General features: G+C 72.6%; 14 protein-coding genes. 13 read left to right on the plus strand and 1 reads right to left on the minus strand.

Annotation, left to right across the window (positions count from 1 at the left end; genetic code table 11):
* The first annotated feature begins 190 nt into the window (after positions 1-190).
* The 6 genes from ftsZ (at position 191) to ACIRST_RS13775 (ending at position 5,694) form a co-directional block, all read left to right on the plus strand.
* Positions 191-1,429, plus strand: coding sequence for a cell division protein FtsZ (gene ftsZ, locus ACIRST_RS13750; protein WP_350522493.1), 1,239 nt, complete (start codon positions 191-193; stop codon positions 1,427-1,429).
* Positions 1,426-2,157 carry a peptidoglycan editing factor PgeF gene (pgeF, locus tag ACIRST_RS13755; RefSeq protein ID WP_350522492.1) on the plus strand — a complete coding sequence of 244 codons (732 nt, stop codon included), beginning with the start codon at positions 1,426-1,428 and terminating at the stop codon, positions 2,155-2,157. Before ftsZ ends, pgeF begins: the two co-directional genes overlap by 4 nt.
* Complete coding sequence (locus ACIRST_RS13760; protein ID WP_350522491.1) at positions 2,157-2,966, plus strand: YggS family pyridoxal phosphate-dependent enzyme; 810 nt, start codon at positions 2,157-2,159, stop codon at positions 2,964-2,966. Before pgeF ends, ACIRST_RS13760 begins: the two co-directional genes overlap by 1 nt.
* A gap of 306 nt (positions 2,967-3,272) precedes the next feature.
* Positions 3,273-3,887: a cell division protein SepF gene (locus ACIRST_RS13765; RefSeq protein ID WP_030060144.1), complete on the plus strand. Its 615-nt coding sequence runs from the start codon at positions 3,273-3,275 to the stop codon at positions 3,885-3,887.
* 98 nt (positions 3,888-3,985) lie between these two features.
* On the plus strand, positions 3,986-4,267 hold the full coding sequence (locus tag ACIRST_RS13770; RefSeq protein ID WP_030060143.1) for a YggT family protein: 282 nt from the start codon (positions 3,986-3,988) through the stop codon (positions 4,265-4,267).
* A gap of 59 nt (positions 4,268-4,326) precedes the next feature.
* Positions 4,327-5,694: a DivIVA domain-containing protein gene (locus tag ACIRST_RS13775; protein WP_350522490.1), complete on the plus strand. Its 1,368-nt coding sequence runs from the start codon at positions 4,327-4,329 to the stop codon at positions 5,692-5,694.
* A 214-nt stretch (positions 5,695-5,908) separates the two neighbouring features.
* Here ACIRST_RS13775 and ileS read toward each other — a convergent pair whose 3' ends face one another.
* Complete coding sequence (ileS, locus tag ACIRST_RS13780) at positions 5,909-9,091, minus strand: isoleucine--tRNA ligase (protein ID WP_402802413.1); 3,183 nt, start codon at positions 9,089-9,091, stop codon at positions 5,909-5,911.
* A 652-nt stretch (positions 9,092-9,743) separates the two neighbouring features.
* Between ileS and ACIRST_RS13785 the strand changes: the two genes are divergently transcribed.
* The 7 genes from ACIRST_RS13785 (at position 9,744) to ACIRST_RS13815 (ending at position 17,064) form a co-directional block, all read left to right on the plus strand.
* On the plus strand, positions 9,744-10,208 hold the full coding sequence (locus ACIRST_RS13785) for a TraR/DksA family transcriptional regulator (RefSeq protein WP_402802414.1): 465 nt from the start codon (positions 9,744-9,746) through the stop codon (positions 10,206-10,208).
* 172 nt (positions 10,209-10,380) lie between these two features.
* Positions 10,381-11,016, plus strand: coding sequence for a signal peptidase II (gene lspA, locus ACIRST_RS13790; RefSeq protein WP_396547753.1), 636 nt, complete (start codon positions 10,381-10,383; stop codon positions 11,014-11,016).
* A gap of 63 nt (positions 11,017-11,079) precedes the next feature.
* Positions 11,080-12,018 carry an RluA family pseudouridine synthase gene (locus tag ACIRST_RS13795; RefSeq protein WP_396547595.1) on the plus strand — a complete coding sequence of 313 codons (939 nt, stop codon included), beginning with the start codon at positions 11,080-11,082 and terminating at the stop codon, positions 12,016-12,018.
* A 1-nt stretch (position 12,019) separates the two neighbouring features.
* Entirely contained in the window at positions 12,020-12,493 is a 474-nt protein-coding gene (locus ACIRST_RS13800) for a GNAT family N-acetyltransferase (protein WP_402802415.1), read from the plus strand.
* Positions 12,494-12,750: 257 nt separating this feature from the next.
* Positions 12,751-15,543 carry an alpha/beta fold hydrolase gene (locus tag ACIRST_RS13805; RefSeq protein ID WP_402802416.1) on the plus strand — a complete coding sequence of 931 codons (2,793 nt, stop codon included), beginning with the start codon at positions 12,751-12,753 and terminating at the stop codon, positions 15,541-15,543.
* Positions 15,540-16,412: an ABC transporter permease gene (locus ACIRST_RS13810; RefSeq protein WP_402802417.1), complete on the plus strand. Its 873-nt coding sequence runs from the start codon at positions 15,540-15,542 to the stop codon at positions 16,410-16,412. The genes ACIRST_RS13805 and ACIRST_RS13810 overlap by 4 nt, the downstream gene beginning before the upstream one ends.
* A 64-nt stretch (positions 16,413-16,476) precedes the next feature.
* Positions 16,477-17,064 (plus strand): dienelactone hydrolase family protein, encoded by a 588-nt coding sequence (locus ACIRST_RS13815; protein WP_396547589.1) that lies wholly within the window; start codon positions 16,477-16,479, stop codon positions 17,062-17,064.
* Positions 17,065-17,131 lie beyond the last annotated feature (67 nt).

The following is a 17,131-nucleotide window of genomic DNA, read 5'->3' on the forward strand; positions in this document are numbered from 1 at the left end:
CAGACTGTGTCCCTTGGTGATGTGACGGAGGCACAGTACTAACCCTAAAGGTCAAGTTTAGGGTTGGGGTCGGCGGTCGGCATTTCGGACATTCAGTCAGGAACCAGGCCTCCCTACCCATCGACATCCGTCGGAACGGACCCTCGCCGGGCCGGGCCGACCCGGAAATTCGAGGCGAGAGGCCTTCGACGTGGCAGCACCGCAGAACTACCTCGCAGTCATCAAGGTCGTCGGTATCGGCGGCGGTGGTGTCAACGCCATCAACCGGATGATCGAGGTCGGTCTCAAGGGCGTCGAGTTCATCGCGATCAACACCGATGCGCAGGCCCTCCTCATGAGCGACGCCGACGTCAAGCTCGATGTGGGCCGTGAACTCACCCGGGGCCTCGGCGCCGGCGCCAACCCCGAGGTCGGCCGCAAGGCGGCCGAGGACCACCGCGAGGAGATCGAGGAGGTCCTCAAGGGGGCCGACATGGTCTTCGTGACCGCCGGCGAAGGCGGTGGCACGGGCACGGGCGGCGCGCCCGTCGTCGCCAACATCGCGCGCTCCCTGGGCGCCCTGACCATCGGCGTGGTCACCCGCCCGTTCACCTTCGAGGGCCGGCGCCGGGCCAACCAGGCCGAGGACGGCATCGCCGCCCTGCGCGAAGAGGTCGACACCCTCATCGTGATCCCCAACGACCGGCTGCTGTCCATCTCGGACCGCCAGGTCAGCGTGCTCGACGCGTTCCGCTCGGCCGACCAGGTCCTGCTCTCCGGTGTCCAGGGCATCACCGACCTGATCACCACCCCGGGCCTGATCAACCTCGACTTCGCGGACGTCAAGTCCGTCATGTCGGACGCCGGTTCGGCGCTCATGGGCATCGGCTCGGCCCGCGGTGAGGACCGCGCCAAGGCCGCCGCCGTGATGGCCATCTCCTCGCCGCTGCTGGAGGCCTCCATCGACGGCGCCCGCGGCGTGCTGCTCTCCATCTCGGGCGGCTCCGACCTCGGCCTGTTCGAGATCAACGAGTCGGCCCAGCTGGTCAGCGAGGCCGCCCACCCCGAGGCCAACATCATCTTCGGTGCGGTCATCGACGACGCGCTCGGCGACGAGGTCCGGGTCACCGTCATCGCGGCCGGCTTCGACGGCGGGCAGCCGCCGGCGATCGTCCGCGAGCCGGTGGTCAAGTCCACCGCCGCGCCGGAGCGCCCGGCCACGCCGCCGGCCGCCCCGGAGCGCCCGGCCGGCCGCCCGTCGTACGGGAGCATCGGCTCGGTGACGTCCCGCTCCGAGGGCGAGTCCCCGGCCGCCTCGCCGAGCCGGTCGGCCGAGACTCCGGCCGCCACGACCGCGTCCGCCCCGGTGCCGCCGCAGGTCCAGCCGGTCCGGCAGCCGTACGTGGAGAGCCCGGCGGAGGAGCTCGACGTCCCGGACTTCCTTAAGTGATCGATCACGCAGTACACGCGGGTGCTCACTTCGCCTTCACCGACCGGTGGGGCGGGGTGAGCACTTCGCCGTACGGGGAGCTCAACCTCGGCGGCGCGGTGGGGGACGACCCGCAGGCCGTCCGGGAGAACCGGGCGCTCGCCGCCCGCGAGCTGGGGCTCGAACCGGCCGACGTGGTGTGGATGAACCAGGTGCACGGCGCCGAGGTCGCGGTGGTGACGGAGCGCCAGCCGCTCGGGGAGGCCCCGACGGTGGACGCGGTGGTCACCGACCGGCCGCTCGCGCTGGCGGTGCTGACCGCCGACTGCACGCCGGTCCTGCTGGCCGACCCCGTGGCGGGCGTCGTGGGCGCGGCCCACGCAGGCCGGCCCGGGCTGGCCGCCGGGGTGGTGCCCGCGGTGGTCCGGGCGATGGTCGAACTGGGGGCCGAGCCCGGGCGGATCACCGCCGCCACCGGCCCCGCGGTCTGCGGCCGCTGCTACGAGGTCCCGGCCGGGCTGCGCGACGAGGTCGCGGCCGTGGTGCCGCAGGCCTTCGCCGAGACCTCCTGGGGGACCCCGGCCCTGGACGTGCCGGAGGGAGTCGCGGCCCAGCTGGCCGCGACGGGGGTCAACGAGGTGGTGCGGTCATCCGTCTGCACCCTCGAATCCGCCGATCACTACTCCTATCGTCGTGAGCAGCGCACGGGCCGGCTCGCGAGCTACGTCTGGTTGGGCTCTGATCACTGATGACGAACGACATCTACGGACCGTTCCCGGGCGGGCCCGGCCCGTTCTTCCCCGATGAGAGGTGGCTGGCCGCACTGACCGGGGGCCGGCGGGCCCGGTACGAGGAGCTCGGGACCAACCTTGAGGTGGTCGAGCGCCGGATCGCGGCCGCCTGTGCGGCCGCCGGGCGCGCCCGGGACGAGGTCACGCTGATCGTCGTCACCAAGACCTACCCCGCCGAGGACAGCGCGCTGCTGGCCGGACTGGGTGTGACGGACGTCGCGGAGAACCGCGACCAGGACGCCGCACCCAAGGCGGAACAGTGCAGAAACCTTCCTCTTGACTGGCACTTCGTCGGTCAGCTGCAGACCAACAAGGTCCGCTCGGTCGTCGGGTACGCGAACCACGTGCACTCGGTGGACCGGCTGCGACTGGTGGAGTCGCTCTCCGCGGCCGTGCTGAAGTCGGAGCGTCCGGAGCTGGGCTGCCTGGTGCAGGTGGCGCTGGACAAGGAGCACGGCGAGGGGGTGCACCGGGCCGGGGTCGCGCCGGAGGACGTCGCGCGGCTGGCCGACGCGATCGCCGACACGCCCGGGCTGCGGCTGGACGGTGTGATGACCGTCGCTCCGCTGGCCGGTCCGCTGGCCGGGGACCCGGCCGCCGCCTTCGATCGGCTGGCGGAAATCGCAACCGCCGTACGGACGGACCATCCTGCTGCCACCATGGTCTCCGCAGGGATGAGCGGTGACCTTGAGCAGGCGATTGCCGCCGGAGCGACACATGTGCGCGTCGGAACGGCGGTACTCGGAGTGAGGTCACCCCTCAGGTAACGTCACCGAGTAAGTAGATCAGACTGCAGGACAAAATAGGACAGAATCTAGCAGCTCTCCGGAGCGCTAGCGAACCGTGGATCGCAGCTCCGCGGGTCCCACTCCACGAATCCTGACGGGCCGTCGGCCTGACGTGCCGTCGTGGATGGACCGCGGAGTCCGCAGGCAGGGCCGTACGGCCCGGGCCGCCGGGACGGAGCCGGTCCGCACGGAGCGAGCGAAGCGAGCGACCACCGGAAGGGACGCGGCTTCGCGGAGCAGCCACCGAGCGCCAGCGAGGTGGCCATGAGCGGAGGAGACAGGAGCATGGCCGGCGCAATGCGCAAGATGGCGGTCTACCTCGGCCTCGTGGAGGACGAGACGTACGACGGCCAGGGGTACGACCCCGACGACGACTACGACGCGGACCCCGAGCCGATCCGGACGGGACAGCGGACCGAGGACATTCCCCGGCCGGCCGCCGCGGCCGCCGCCACGCCCGCACCGGTCTCCTCGATCACCCCGCAGCCGGTGCCGGCGGCGGTGCCGATCCGGCAGGAGACCCCGAGGATGGCCCCCGTGTCGTCCATCACACCCGAACGCCGCCACAACCTGGAGAAGAGCGCCCCGGTGATCATGCCCAAGGTAGTGAACGAACGAGAGCCCTACCGCATCACCACGCTGCACCCGCGGACCTACAACGAGGCCCGTACCATCGGGGAACAGTTCCGTGGCGGCACTCCTGTGATCATGAATCTGACCGAGATGGACGACACGGACGCGAAGCGGCTCGTAGACTTCGCCGCTGGACTCGTCTTCGGTCTGCACGGCAGTATCGAGCGCGTGACGCAGAAGGTGTTCCTGCTGTCGCCTGCTAACGTCGATGTCACGGCGGAGGACAAGGCTCGGATCGCCGAGGGTGGGTTCTTCAACCAGAGCTGACCCGGCCACGACTTTACGTGTGGATCTGATCAACAGTGGTTGGCGACAGGTGACGAGCGGCGGGCCCCAGGGCTCGGGACCGGGGAGAGGGAAACGCGATGGACATCGTGTGGGCGGTGCTCTACTACGCCCTGACCGTCTTCCTGGTGTTCCTGCTCGTGCGGCTGGTCATGGACTGGGTCTTCCAGTTCGCGCGTTCGTGGCGGCCCGGCAAGGCCATGGTCCTGGTCCTGGAGGCCACGTACACTGTCACGGATCCGCCGCTCAAGCTTCTTCGGCGGCTCATTCCGCCGTTGCGTTTCGGGGGCGTGGCGCTCGACCTGTCCTTCTTCGTACTGATGATCATTGTGTATGTCCTGATCTCGCTTGTGCACCCCTAGTCGTAGGTGAGCGATGCGACAGGATGCCGGTGTGCCGACGATCACGTTGAGGTGAAGAGATGCCATTGACCCCCGAGGACGTTCGGAACAAGCAGTTCACGACCGTCCGCCTGCGTGAAGGCTATGACGAGGACGAGGTCGATGCCTTCCTCGACGAGGTCGAGGCGGAGCTGACCCGCCTCCTCCGGGAGAACGAGGACCTGCGCGCCAAGCTGGCCGCCGCGACTCGTGCCGCCGCGCAGAACCAGGCCAACCTGCGCAAGGAGCCGCCGCAGGAGGCCCCCCGCCAGGGTGGCGCCCCGGTGCCGGCCGCCATATCCGGCCCGCCGGTCCCCGGCCAGCAGGGCCCGGGCGGCCCGCAGCAGATGGGCCCCGGCGGCCCGCAGCAGATGGGTCCGGGTGGTCCGCAGCAGATGGGCCCCGGTGGCCCGCAGCAGCAGATGGGCAACCAGCCCCTCGGCCTGCCCGCCGGCTCCGCGCCGCAGCTCCCGCCGGCCGGCGGCCCGCAGCAGCAGATGAACCAGACCATGGGCGGCCAGCAGCAGCTGGTCCAGCCGATGGGCGGTCAGATGCTGCAGCCCATGGGCGGCCCCGGTGGCCCGCAGCAGATGGGCAACCCGATGGGCCAGGGCATGGGCCAGGGTATGGGCCAGGGCATGGGTCAGCAGCAGATGCAGCAGATGGGCGGCCCCATGGGCGGCCCGCAGCAGATGGGCGGCCCCATGGGCGCCCCGATGCAGCAGCAGGGTCCCGGTGGCGACAGCGCCGCCCGCGTCCTGGCGCTCGCCCAGCAGACCGCCGACCAGGCGATCTCCGAGGCCCGTTCCGAGGCCAACAAGATCGTCGGCGAGGCGCGCAGCCGCGCCGAGGGCCTGGAGCGCGACGCCCGTGCCAAGGCCGACGCCCTGGAGCGGGACGCGCAGGAGAAGCACCGCGTCGCGATGGGCTCCCTGGAGTCCGCGCGGGCCACGCTGGAGCGCAAGGTCGAGGACCTGCGGGCCTTCGAGCGTGAGTACCGCACGCGCCTGAAGTCGTACCTGGAGACCCAGCTGCGCCAGCTGGAGTCGCAGGCCGACGACTCGCTCGCTCCGCCGCGGATCCCCGCCACCGCGTCGCTGCCGCCGGCGGCCTCGTCGATGACGCCGGCCGGTGCGGGCTCGATGGGCAGCGGTGCGCCGAGCTTCGGTGGCAACCAGCCGTCCTTCGGTGGCAGCTCGCCGTCCTTCGGCGGGAACACCTCCTTCGGTGGCAACGCCCCGGCGCCCAGCTTCGGGCAGTCCAACGGCGGCAACAGCGGTGCTCCGCAGATGCAGCCGGCCGGGATGACCCAGCCGATGGCGGCCGTCCGGCCGCAGCCGCCGCAGCCGATGCAGCAGGCTCCGGCGCCGATGCGGGGCTTCCTGATCGACGAGGACGGCGACAACTGAGGTTGTAGCAGGACCTTCCGAGGGCGCCCCCTCTCCGACTTCCGGGTCGGGGAGGGGGCGCCTTTCGTATGCCCGGGGGAGGGGGTGGGGAGGGGGCGCACCGGGGTCGCCCCCGCGCCCCCGGCGGGGTGGCGAGGGGGAGCGGGGGCGTCGCGGCGGGGCGGGTACGGCGAAGCCGCCGTCCCCCGGGCGGGGACGGCGGCTTCGTCGGGGGTCAGGCCTTGCGGAGCTGGAAGGCGAGGCCCAGGGACTCGTCGGTGAAGGTCTCGGAGTCCCAGTCGGCCGTACCGGCGGCGAAGTCGGTGGCGAGGACCTCCTCGGCGACCAGGGGACCGTGTTCGGCGATGGCCTCGGCGGTCTCCTCCGTGGTGGCGCGCCAGCGCAGAACGATGCGGTCGGCGACGTCCAGGCCGGAGTTCTTGCGGGCCTCCTGGATCTGGCGAATGGCGTCGCGGGCGACGCCGAGGCGCTTGAGCTCCGGGGTGATGGCCAGGTCGAGGGCGACGGTGGCGCCGGACTCGTTGGCGACGGCCCAGCCCTCGCGCGGGGTCTCGGTGATGATCACCTCGTCCGGGGAGAGGGTGACCGTCTCGCCGTTCAGCTCGACCGAGGTCCGGCCGTCGGCGCGCAGTTCGGCGGCCAGGCGGGCGGCGTCGGTGGCGGCGACCGCCTTGGCGACGTCCTGCACGCCCTTGCCGAAGCGCTTGCCCAGCGCGCGGAAGTTGGCCTTGGCGCTGGTGTCGACCAGCGAGCCCCCGACCTCCGCCAGGGACTCCAGGGTGGAGACGTTGAGCTCCTCGGCGATCTGCGCGCGCAGGTCGGCGGGCAGCTCCTCCCAGCCCTGGGCCGCGATCAGCGCGCGGGAGAGCGGCTGACGGGTCTTCACGCCGGACTCGGCGCGGGTGGCCCGGCCGAGTTCCACCAGGCGGCGGACCAGCGCCATGTGGCGGGAGAGGTCGGCGTCGATCAGCGACTCGTCCGCCTGCGGCCAGGTGGCCAGGTGGACCGAGGCCGGGGCGTCGGCGACGACCGGGACGACCAGGTCCTGCCAGACCTGCTCGGTGATGAACGGGGTGAGCGGGGCCATCAGGCGGGTGACGGTCTCCAGCGCCTCGTGCAGGGTGGCCAGCGCGGCGGCGTCGCCCTGCCAGAAGCGGCGGCGGCCGCGGCGGACGTACCAGTTGGACAGGTCGTCGACGAAGCCGGAGAGCAGCTTGCCGGCGCGCTGGGTGTCGTACGCCTCGAAGGCCGCGTCGACCTCGCGGACCAGGGTGTTCAGCTCGGAGAGCACCCAGCGGTCCAGCTGCGGGCGGTCGGCCGGGGCCGGGTCGCTCGCGGACGGCGCCCAGTTCGAGGTGCGGGCGTACAGGGCCTGGAAGGCGACGGTGTTCCAGTAGGTGAGGAGGGTCTTGCGGACCACCTCCTGGATGGTGCCGTGGCCGACCCGGCGGGCGGACCAGGGCGAGCCGCCGGCCGCCATGAACCAGCGGACGGCGTCCGCGCCGTGCTGGTCCATCAGCGGGATCGGCTGCAGGATGTTGCCCAGGTGCTTGGACATCTTGCGGCCGTCCTCGGCCAGGATGTGGCCCAGGCAGACGACGTTCTCGTAGCTGTTCCTGTCGAACACCAGGGTGCCGACCGCCATCAGCGTGTAGAACCAGCCGCGGGTCTGGTCGATCGCCTCGGAGATGAACTGCGCCGGGTAGCGCTTCTCGAACAGCTCCTTGTTCTGGTACGGGTAGCCGTACTGGGCGAAGGGCATCGAGCCCGAGTCGTACCAGGCGTCGATGACCTCGGGCACGCGGGTGGCGGTGCCGCCGCAGTCGCGGCAGGCGAAGGTCACCGCGTCGATGTACGGGCGGTGCGGGTCGAGGCCGCTCTGGTCGGTGCCGGTGAGCTCGGTCAGCTCGGCCAGCGAGCCGACGCAGGTGAGGTGGCCCTCCTCGCAGCGCCAGATCGGCAGCGGGGTGCCCCAGTAGCGGTTGCGGCTGAGCGCCCAGTCGATGTTGTTGTTCAGCCAGTCGCCGAAGCGGCCGTGCTTGACCGTCTCCGGGAACCAGTTGGTGGCCTCGTTCTCGCGGATCAGCGCGTCCTTGACGGCGGTGGTCCGGATGTACCAGGACGGCTGCGCGTAGTAGAGCAGGGCGGTGTGGCAGCGCCAGCAGTGCGGGTAGCTGTGCTCGTACGGCAGGTGGCGGAAGAGCAGGCCGCGCTCCTTGAGGTCCGCGACCAGGGCCTCGTCGGCCTTCTTGAAGAACTGGCCGCCGACCAGCGGGACCTCGGGGGCGAAGGTGCCGTCGGCCAGCACCGGGTTGACCACCGGCAGGCCGTACTTGCGGCAGGTCGCGAGGTCGTCCGCGCCGAAGGCGGGGGACTGGTGGACGATGCCGGTGCCGTCCTCGGTGGTGACGTAGTCGGCGTTGAGGACGTAGTGCGCGTTCTCGATCTCGACCAGGTCGAAGGGGCGGCGGTAGGACCAGCGCTCCATCTCGGCACCGGTGAAGGACTCGCCGGTGGCCTCCCAGCCCTCGCCGAGGGCCTTGGCGAGCAGCGGCTCGGCCACGACCAGCTGCTCGTCGCCGTCGGTGGCCACCACGTAGGTGACCTCGGGGTGGACGGCGGCGGCGGTGTTGGAGACCAGGGTCCACGGGGTGGTCGTCCAGACCAGCAGCGCGGCCCGGCCGGCCAGCGGGCCGCCGGTCAGCGGGAAGCGGACGAAGACCGAGGGGTCGACCACGGTCTCGTAGCCCTGGGCCAGCTCGTGGTCGGACAGGCCGGTGCCGCAGCGCGGGCACCAGGGGGCGACCCGGTGGTCCTGGACCAGCAGGCCCTTGTCGAAGATCTGCTTGAGCGACCACCAGACGGACTGGACGTACGACGGGTCCATCGTCCGGTAGGCCTCGTCGAGGTCGACCCAGTACCCCATGCGGGTGGTCAGCTCGGCGAAGGCGTCGGTGTGGCGGGTCACCGAGTCGCGGCACTTGGCGTTGAACTCGGCGATGCCGTACGCCTCGATGTCCTGCTTGCCGGAGAAGCCCAGCTCCTTCTCGACGGCGAGCTCGACCGGGAGGCCGTGGCAGTCCCAGCCGGCCTTGCGGGCGACGTGGTAGCCCTTCATCGTCCGGTAGCGCGGGAAGACGTCCTTGAAGACGCGGGCCTCGATGTGGTGGGCGCCGGGCATGCCGTTGGCGGTCGGCGGGCCCTCGTAGAACACCCACTCGGGGCGGCCCTCGGACTGCTCCAGACTGCGCTGGAAGACCTTGTTGTCCTGCCAGAACGACAGGATCCGGTGCTCCAGGGCAGGCAGGTCCACCTGCGCCGGGACGGGGTGGTACAGAGGTGCCGCGCGCAGCGCGTCGTTGGAAGGGCGGTGGTGGGTGACGGGTTGGGAGCTCATCGCGGGCGTCTACCTCCGGCGGATGCTGTGACTGGATCCTCCGGAGGGACGAGACGGCCGGGCCGCCCCGCGGTACCACCCTCCTTGGCCGCGGTGGTGCGTTCGCGGCCCTCTTGTTTGGGCTTGCTGCCGGGTCTAGTGGACCGCTGCGGGCTCCGCGGCGGCCGTTCTTCCGGCGGCTCCGGGGTGATCTTCCCGCCGTGCACACCCCCGGGCTCGCACCGTCCCCGGGTCGCTGGTGGCTGCGTACGTCGGTACTCGTCCCATCTGCGCCTTGCAGGGCCAGTGTATCGGCCGGGCGAGTCGGTTTGTCCAAACCGTTTCGGGCGGGCGGCTGTCCGGGCGGACGGCGGGGCTGGTCAGGGCGGTCGTCGGGGTCGTGGTTAGGCGGGGGTGATCTGGGCACAACCCTGTCAGCGCGGGGCGTGGCGGCCGTGGCGGCTGCCTGGGTGGGATCGTTGCGAGGCGTCGGTATGTCATGTTGTGACCGGTTTTGATCGGGATTATCGTTCCGGCACTGGAAGCCGCCGGGAACCGGCGGCTCGATTCGTTCGTAGATGGGGTCGAAGCCATGGCTGAGAAGGGAACCGGCGCGGGTACCGCCACCAAGCGGGCACGCAAGGCCGTGGCGGTCGATCCAGGGGAGGGGACCGTGACCACTACCGCACCGAAGTCCAGCACCGACACCGTCACCGTGCCGCGCGGGGCCGAGTCCGTGGACCCGGCCACGCTGCCGGTCCTGCCCGGCGAGGACCCGTGGACCACCGAGGAGGTCCACGAGCTGCACGACGAGCTGATCAGCGAGCTGGAGCGGCTGCAGAACGAGATCGGAGCCGCCGAGGCGGCCATCTCCGGCCTGATGCGCGACTCCAACGACGGGGCCGGCGACGACCAGGTGGACGCCGGGACGAAGAACATCTCGCGGGAGAGCGAGCTGGCGCTGGCCAACAACGCGCGCGACAGCCTCGCCCAGACCGAGCGCGCGCTGGGTCGGCTGGAGGGCGTCGGCTTCGGCACCTGCGAGTCCTGCGGCAAGGCCATCGGCAAGGCCCGGATGCAGGCCTTCCCGCGGGCGACGCTGTGCGTGCCGTGCAAGACCAAGCAGGAACGCCGCTGAACCGGCCGCCGAACCGGGCGGCCGGAGCGACGCGCGGGGTCGGGCTTGCCGTACGCTCGACCCCGTAGTGTCGCCTGACGCGTCCGCACCGGCTGCGGACGGGCCCAGGCCGTCACCGGCCCACCACCCTCCCCCACCTACGGCCGGGGGAGCTCCATCGGCAGCGGAGCGGATCATCAGTACGCAAGGTTCCCCCCAGACCCGGGACGAAGCCGTCCCGTCCCCCGCCGATGCCGTGGAGGTGCCCGTGGCCGAGCCGACCGAGGCGGCGTCCGTGGACGAACCGGCGGCGGCGGAGAAGCCCAAGGGGCCGCGGCGGATCGGTGTGCTGCTGGTCGTCGCGGTGCTCGCCTTCCTGATCGACCTCGGCAGCAAGCTGCTGGTCGTCGCCCGACTGGAGAACCACTCGGCGATCAAGGTGATCGGGGACGTCGTCACCTTCCAGGTGATCCGCAACTCCGGCGCGGCCTTCGGGATGGGGCAGGCGCTGACCGTCGTCTTCACGATGATCGCCTCCGCCGTCATCGTGGTGATCTGGCGGATCGCCCGACGGCTGTACAGCCTGCCGTGGGCGATCGCGCTCGGGCTGCTGCTGGGCGGGGCGCTCGGCAACCTCACCGACCGGCTGTTCCGCTCGCCGGGCGTCTTCCGCGGGCACGTCGTGGACTTCATCTCCGTCCAGCACTTCGCCGTCTTCAACCTCGCGGACTCGGCGATCGTCTGCGGCGGGATCCTGGTCGTGCTGCTCTCCTTCCGGGGCAGCAACCCGGACGGGACCGTCCACCAGCAGGGCGGCAAGGGCGAGTAGCCCCCCGGCGGGCGGGGAGCACGGCGCGCGGGGGCGGGCCGTGTTTCCGGCATACTCGTACGGGTGAGTACCGCAGCGCAGATCCGAAGCCTCCCCGTTCCCGACGGCCTGGAGGGCGAGCGCCTCGACGCCGCCCTGTCCCGGATGTTCGGCTTCTCCCGGACCAAGGCCGCCGAACTGGCCGCCGAAGGCAAGGTGACGCTCGACGGCGCCACGGCCGGCAAGTCGGACCGGGTGACCGCCGGTTCCTGGCTGGAGGTCGAGATCCCCGCCCCCGCCGCCCCGGTGCAGGTCGTCGCCGAGCACGTCGAGGGCATGCGGATCGTCCACGACGACGAGGACATCGTGCTGGTCGACAAGCCGGTCGGCGTCGCCGCGCACCCCAGCCCCGGCTGGACCGGCCCCACCGTGATCGGCGGGCTCGCCGCGGCCGGGTACCGGATCTCCACCTCGGGGGCGGCCGAGCGGCAGGGCATCGTGCACCGGCTGGACGTCGGCACCTCGGGCCTGATGGTCGTCGCCAAGTCCGAGCGCGCGTACACCGACCTCAAGCGGCAGTTCCACGACCGGATCACCGACAAGCGGTACCACACGCTGGTCCAGGGGCACCCGGACCCGATGAGCGGGACCGTGGACGCGCCGATCGGGCGGCACCCCAGCTCGGACTGGAAGTGGGCGGTGACCCGGGAAGGCAAGCCGTCCGTCACGCACTACGACCTGATCGAGGCGTACCGGGCCGCGTCGCTGCTGGCGATCAAGCTGGAGACCGGGCGCACCCACCAGATCCGCGTCCACATGTCCGCGCTGCGCCACCCCTGCGTGGGCGACCTGACGTACGGCGCCGACCCGACGCTGGCCAAGCGGCTCGGGCTGGGCCGGCAGTGGCTGCACGCGGTGTCGCTCGGCTTCGAGCACCCGGCGGACGGGCAGTGGGTCGAGTTCTCCAGCGAGTACCCGGCCGACCTGCAGAACGCCCTGGACGTCATCGCGGCGGAGAGCTGACATGGGCGCCGAGTCGGGCGTCGCCATTCGGGTGGCCGAGGGCGAGGCGGACCTGGCGCTGGTGCGGGAGGTCCGGCGGGAGGTGTTCATCGTCGAGCAGAACGTGCCGGAGGAGCTGGAGTACGACCGGTACGACGGCACCTCGGTGCACCTGCTCGCGGTCGGGCCCGGCGGGGCCGGGCTGGGGACCGGGCGGCTGATCTTCGGCGAGCAGGCGCGCGAGCTGACCGGCGGCGTCGAGGGGCGGGTGCTGCTCGGGCGGCTCGCCGTACTGCCCGTGGCCCGGGGGACCGGGCTGGGCGCGGAGCTCGTGCGGGCGATCGAGGCCGCGGGCGCGGAGCGCGGGGCCTCGGAGGTGGAGCTGCACGCGCAGGTGCAGGCGCTCGGGTTCTACGAGCGGCTGGGATACGTGGCGGAGGGCTCGGTGTACGACGACGCCGGGATCCCGCACCGGACGATGACGCGGCAGCTGTAGGCACGCGGGGCGGCGGCGCCGGACCTTCGGGGCCCGGCCCGGCAGGCCCCGTCCGCTGTGCGCTGATCCCCGCGCCCCTCTTCGGAGCGCGGGGATCCCTGCGTTCGGGGCCGGCGGTTCGGGGGTCGGCGGTTCGGGGGTGACGCTTCGGGGCGGCGGAACGGGGGCCGCGTTCGCGGGGTGTTCGTCGCCCGGCCCGGCGAGCGCTGCCCGCCCTTATTCGGCGCCTACCCGGGCGGCGGATACGATCAGCGCCCATGGAGTTCGGTGGGGCATGGCGTCGGTGGCGCGGCCGGGGCACGACCGTCAGGCGCAGGGTGCTGGCCGGTGCGGTGGCCCTGGTGGCGGTGGCCGCGGTCGGTACGGCGACGGTGGCGTCCGGCGGTGAGCAGACGGTCCGTGAGGAGGACCGTTTCCTCAGCATGCCGGAGACGCCCGGCAGCGCGCAGCAGGTCCAGCTGGACACCTCGTTCTTCACCGCCGGCAGCGGTCCGCGCCCGGCGGTGCTGCTCGCGCACGGCTTCGGCGGCTCCAAGGAGGGCGAGCGCGATCGCGCCCGGCAGCTCGCCCGGCAGGGCTACGCGGTACTGACCTGGTCGGCGCGAGGGTTCGGACGCTCGGGCGGCAAGATCGGCCTCAACGCGCCCGACCGCGAGGTCGAGGACGTCCGGCACCTGGTGGACTGGCTGGCCCAGCGGCCCGAGGTGAAGCTGGACGGCGCGGGCGACCCGAAGGTCGGCATCACCGGGGCCTCGTACGGCGGGGCGATCTCGCTGCTGGCCTCCGCGTACGACCCCCGGATCGACGCGGTGGCCACCCAGATCACCTGGTGGAACCTGGCGGACGCGCTGTTCCCGCAGGGTGTGCAGGGCTCGGGCGCGGCGGACGGCGTGTTCAAGAAGCTGTGGGCCGGGATCTTCTTCACCACCGGCTCGGCGGCCCCCGGTTCGGCGGGCAGCCTCGGGCCGTCCGGCGGTGCGCCGCGCGAGAGCGGCGAGCCGAAGCCGGTGGCGGACGGGGACGCCGGCTGCGGGCGGTTCCTGGAGTCGCTCTGCCGGATGTACGACCGGGTCGCGACCGCCGGGCACGCCGACCCGGAGGCCGTCGCGCTGCTGGACCGCTCCAGCCCGTCCTCGGTGGCGGACCGGCTCAAGGCGCCCACGCTGGTGGTGCAGGGCCAGCAGGACTCGCTGTTCCCGCTCGACCAGGGCGACCGGATCGCGCAGGCGATCGCCGGCAACGGCGCGCCCGTGGCGGTGGACTGGTTCGCCGGCGGGCACGACGGCGGGACGGACACCAGCGCGCGGGTCGACGACCGGGTGACGGCCTGGTTCGACCACTACCTCCGGGGACAGGGGAACGACACCGGGCCGGACTTCCGGGTGACCCGGACCGGCGGGGTCGACTCGACCGGCTTCCAGGCCGTGCTGCGCGGGGCCACCGCCGACCGGTACCCGGGACTCGGCGGGACCGGCTCGCGTTCCGTCGAGCTGGCCGGCGGGGAGAAGACCGTGGCCAACCCGCCCGGCGGGGCGCCGCCGGGGATCTCGACGCTGCCGGGCATCGGCGCGCTCAGCCAGGCGGCCTCGCTGGGCGCCGGACTGTCGCTGGACTTCCCCGGGCAGAGCGCCGCCTTCGACTCGGCGCCGCTGGACTCGCCGCTGCACCTGACCGGGCAGCCGACCGTGCCGGTACGGGTGACGGCGGACCGGCCGGACGCGGTGCTGTTCGCGAAGCTGTACGACGTCGGGCCGGACGGCAAGGCGGTGCTGCCGCAGCAACTGGCCGCGCCGCTGCGGGTCACCGGCGCGGACGCGGGGCGGACGGTCACCGTGGCGCTGCCGACGGTGGACCACACCTTCCCCGCCGGACACCGGCTGCGGCTGGTGCTGGCGAGCACCGACCTCGCGTACGCCTCGCCCGTCGAGCCCGCCACCTACCGGGTCGCGCCGGCCGGGGTGGTCACCGCGCCGACCGTCGAGGAACTGGTCACCGAGGCGGCGCCGCTGCCCGCGCGGACCTGGCTGCTGCCGGTGGCCGCCGTGGTGGTGGCCGCGGGCCTGGTGCTGGCGCCGCGGCTGCGGCGTCGGCGGGCGGCCGGCGGGCCGGAGTTCGATCCGGAGCTGGCCGCCGTGCCGCTGCTGATCAGCGGGCTGAGCAAGCGCTACAAGGGCTCCCAGGACCGCTACGCCGTACGGGAGCTGGGCTTCCGGGTGGAGCAGGGGCAGGTGCTCGGGCTGCTCGGACCGAACGGCGCGGGCAAGACCACCACGCTGCGGATGCTGATGGGTCTGATCCGGCCGGACGCCGGGGAGATCCGGATCTTCGGGCACCTGGTGCGGCCCGGTGCGCCTGTGCTGTCGAGGGTCGGGGCGTTCGTGGAGGGCGCGGGCTTCCTGCCGCACCTCACCGGGCGGGCCAACCTGCGGCTGTACTGGCAGGCGACCGGGCGGCCGGAGGCCGACGCCCGCTTCGACGAGGCACTGGCCATCGCGGGGCTCGGCGAGGCGCTGGACCGGGCGGTCCGGACGTACTCGCAGGGCATGCGGCAGCGGCTGGCGATCGCGCAGGCGATGCTCGGGATGCCGGACCTGCTGATCCTCGACGAGCCGACCAACGGGCTGGACCCGCCGCAGATCCGCGAGATGCGCGAGGTGATGATCCGCTACGCGGCGGGCGGGCGGACGGTGATCGTTTCGAGTCACCTGCTGTCCGAGGTCGAGCAGAGCTGTACGGACCTGGTCGTGATGGACCGCGGGCGGCTCGTCACGACCGGCGCGGTCGGTGAGATCGTCGGGTCGTCGGAGCTGCTGATGATCGGCGTCGCCGGTTCGTACGACCCGGAGTCGGCCGCCGAGAAGGTCGCCGCGCTGGCCGGCGTCGGCTCGGCGGAGGCCGTCGAGGGCGGACTGCTGGTCCGGCTGGACGGGCTGGCGGCGAGCGAACTGCTCGCGGAGCTGGTGCGGCTGGGGGTGCCGGTGGAGAGCGCCGGACCGCAGCGGCGGTTGGAGGACGCGTTCCTGTCGTTGATCGGAGGTGGTGCGGGATGAGTGCGGTCTCTGAGACTTCCGCGGTCTCGAAGGACCACGCGGAGGGGTACCGGGCGGGCCGGACGCTGCCGCTGCGGGTGGAGGCGATGCGGCAGCTGCGGCGCCGCCGCACCCTGGTGATCGGCGCGGTGCTGGCCGTCCTGCCGTTCGTCATCCTGGCCGCGTTCCAGATCGGCGGCAGCCCGGGCCGACCGGACCGGACCACCTTCATCGAGCTGGCCACCGCGTCGGGGGCCAACTTCGCCGTCACCATGCTGTTCGTCGGCACCGGCTTCATGCTGGTGATCCCGGTCGCACTGTTCTGCGGGGACACCGTCGCCTCGGAGGCCAGCTGGTCCTCACTGCGGTACCTGCTGGCCGCGCCGGTGCCCCGGGCCCGGCTGCTGGTGCGCAAGTTCGCCGTCGGGCTGGCGTTCTCGGCGGTCGCGATCGTCATGCTGCCCGCGATCGGACTGGTCGTCGGGACGGCCGCCTACGGGTGGGGCGACCTCAAGCTTCCCGCCGGGGCCAGCCTGCCCGCGGGGGAGGCGCTGCCCCGGATCGCGATCGCGGTGGCCTTCGTCTTCCTGAGCGAGATCGTGATCGCGGCGCTGGCGTTCTGGCTGTCCACGGCGACCGACGCGCCCCTGGGCGCGGTGGGCGGCGCGGTGTTCGCGTCGATCATCACCGGGGTGCTGGACGCCGTCACCGCGCTCGGGGACCTGCGGGAGTGGCTTCCCGCCCACTGGCAGTACGCGTGGGCGGACGCGCTGCAGCCCCAGCTGGAGTGGGGCGGGATGCTGCAGGGCGTCTCGCTGTCGCTCTCGTACGCGGCGGTGCTGCTGGCACTGGCGTTCCGGGGCTTCGCCCGCAAGGACGTGGTGTCGTAACGGCGGGTCGGGCATGGGGGATCATGGGTGGGTAGCCGACTCACCTGCCGAAGGACCCGGAACCGTGGCCCAGATCGTCCTCTTCCACTCCGCCTACGGGCTGCGCCCCGCCGTGCACGCCGCCGCCGACCGGCTGCGCGCCGCCGGGCACACCGTGCACACGCCGGACCTGTTCGAGGGGCGGACCTTCGACTCGATCGAGGACGGGCAGGCGTACCAGGAGGAGGCCGGGGGCAGCGAGGAGATGCTGCGCCGGGCGGTGACGGCCGCCGCGCCGCACTCCGAGACCGGGCTGGTGTACGCCGGCTTCTCGCTCGGCGGCGCGATCGCGCAGAACCTGGCGCTGGCCGACGAGAAGGCGCGCGGGCTGCTGCTCCTGCACGGCACCTCGGACCTGCGGGAGGACGCCGCCACCGAGATCCCGGTGCAGCTGCACATCGCGGAGCCGGACCCGTTCGAGCCGGAGGACTGGCTGAACGCCTGGTACCTGCGGATGCGGCGGGCCGGCGCGGAGGTGGAGGTGCACCGCTACCGGGGCGCCGGGCACCTGTTCACCGACCCGGAGCTGCCGGACTACGACGCGCAGGCGGCGGAGCGGGCCTGGGCGGCGTCGCTGGACTTCCTCGCGGAGCTGGACGGCCAGGAGGGCTGACGGCCCGGGTGGGGGCCCGGGCGAGCGGACGGGCTGAGCGGATGGGCTGAGCGGCCTGGGTGAGCGG

The organism is Kitasatospora sp. NPDC101447 (genome assembly GCF_044767225.1).
In the GTDB taxonomy this organism is placed as follows: domain Bacteria; phylum Actinomycetota; class Actinomycetes; order Streptomycetales; family Streptomycetaceae; genus Kitasatospora.

What these genes read in the sequence shown, in the direction of transcription:
- ACIRST_RS13800 (WP_402802415.1), top strand. Translation starts at nt 12,020, where the DNA reads ATGGGCGCCGAGTCGGGCGTCGCCATTCGGGTGGCCGAGGGCGAGGCG.
- ileS (WP_402802413.1), bottom strand. Translation starts at nt 9,091, where the DNA reads ATGAGCTCCCAACCCGTCACCCACCACCGCCCTTCCAACGACGCGCTG.
- ACIRST_RS13770 (WP_030060143.1), top strand. Translation starts at nt 3,986, where the DNA reads ATGGACATCGTGTGGGCGGTGCTCTACTACGCCCTGACCGTCTTCCTG.
- ACIRST_RS13760 (WP_350522491.1), top strand. Translation starts at nt 2,157, where the DNA reads ATGACGAACGACATCTACGGACCGTTCCCGGGCGGGCCCGGCCCGTTC.
- ACIRST_RS13805 (WP_402802416.1), top strand. Translation starts at nt 12,751, where the DNA reads ATGGAGTTCGGTGGGGCATGGCGTCGGTGGCGCGGCCGGGGCACGACC.
- ACIRST_RS13810 (WP_402802417.1), top strand. Translation starts at nt 15,540, where the DNA reads ATGAGTGCGGTCTCTGAGACTTCCGCGGTCTCGAAGGACCACGCGGAG.
- ACIRST_RS13765 (WP_030060144.1), top strand. Translation starts at nt 3,273, where the DNA reads ATGGCCGGCGCAATGCGCAAGATGGCGGTCTACCTCGGCCTCGTGGAG.
- ACIRST_RS13775 (WP_350522490.1), top strand. Translation starts at nt 4,327, where the DNA reads ATGCCATTGACCCCCGAGGACGTTCGGAACAAGCAGTTCACGACCGTC.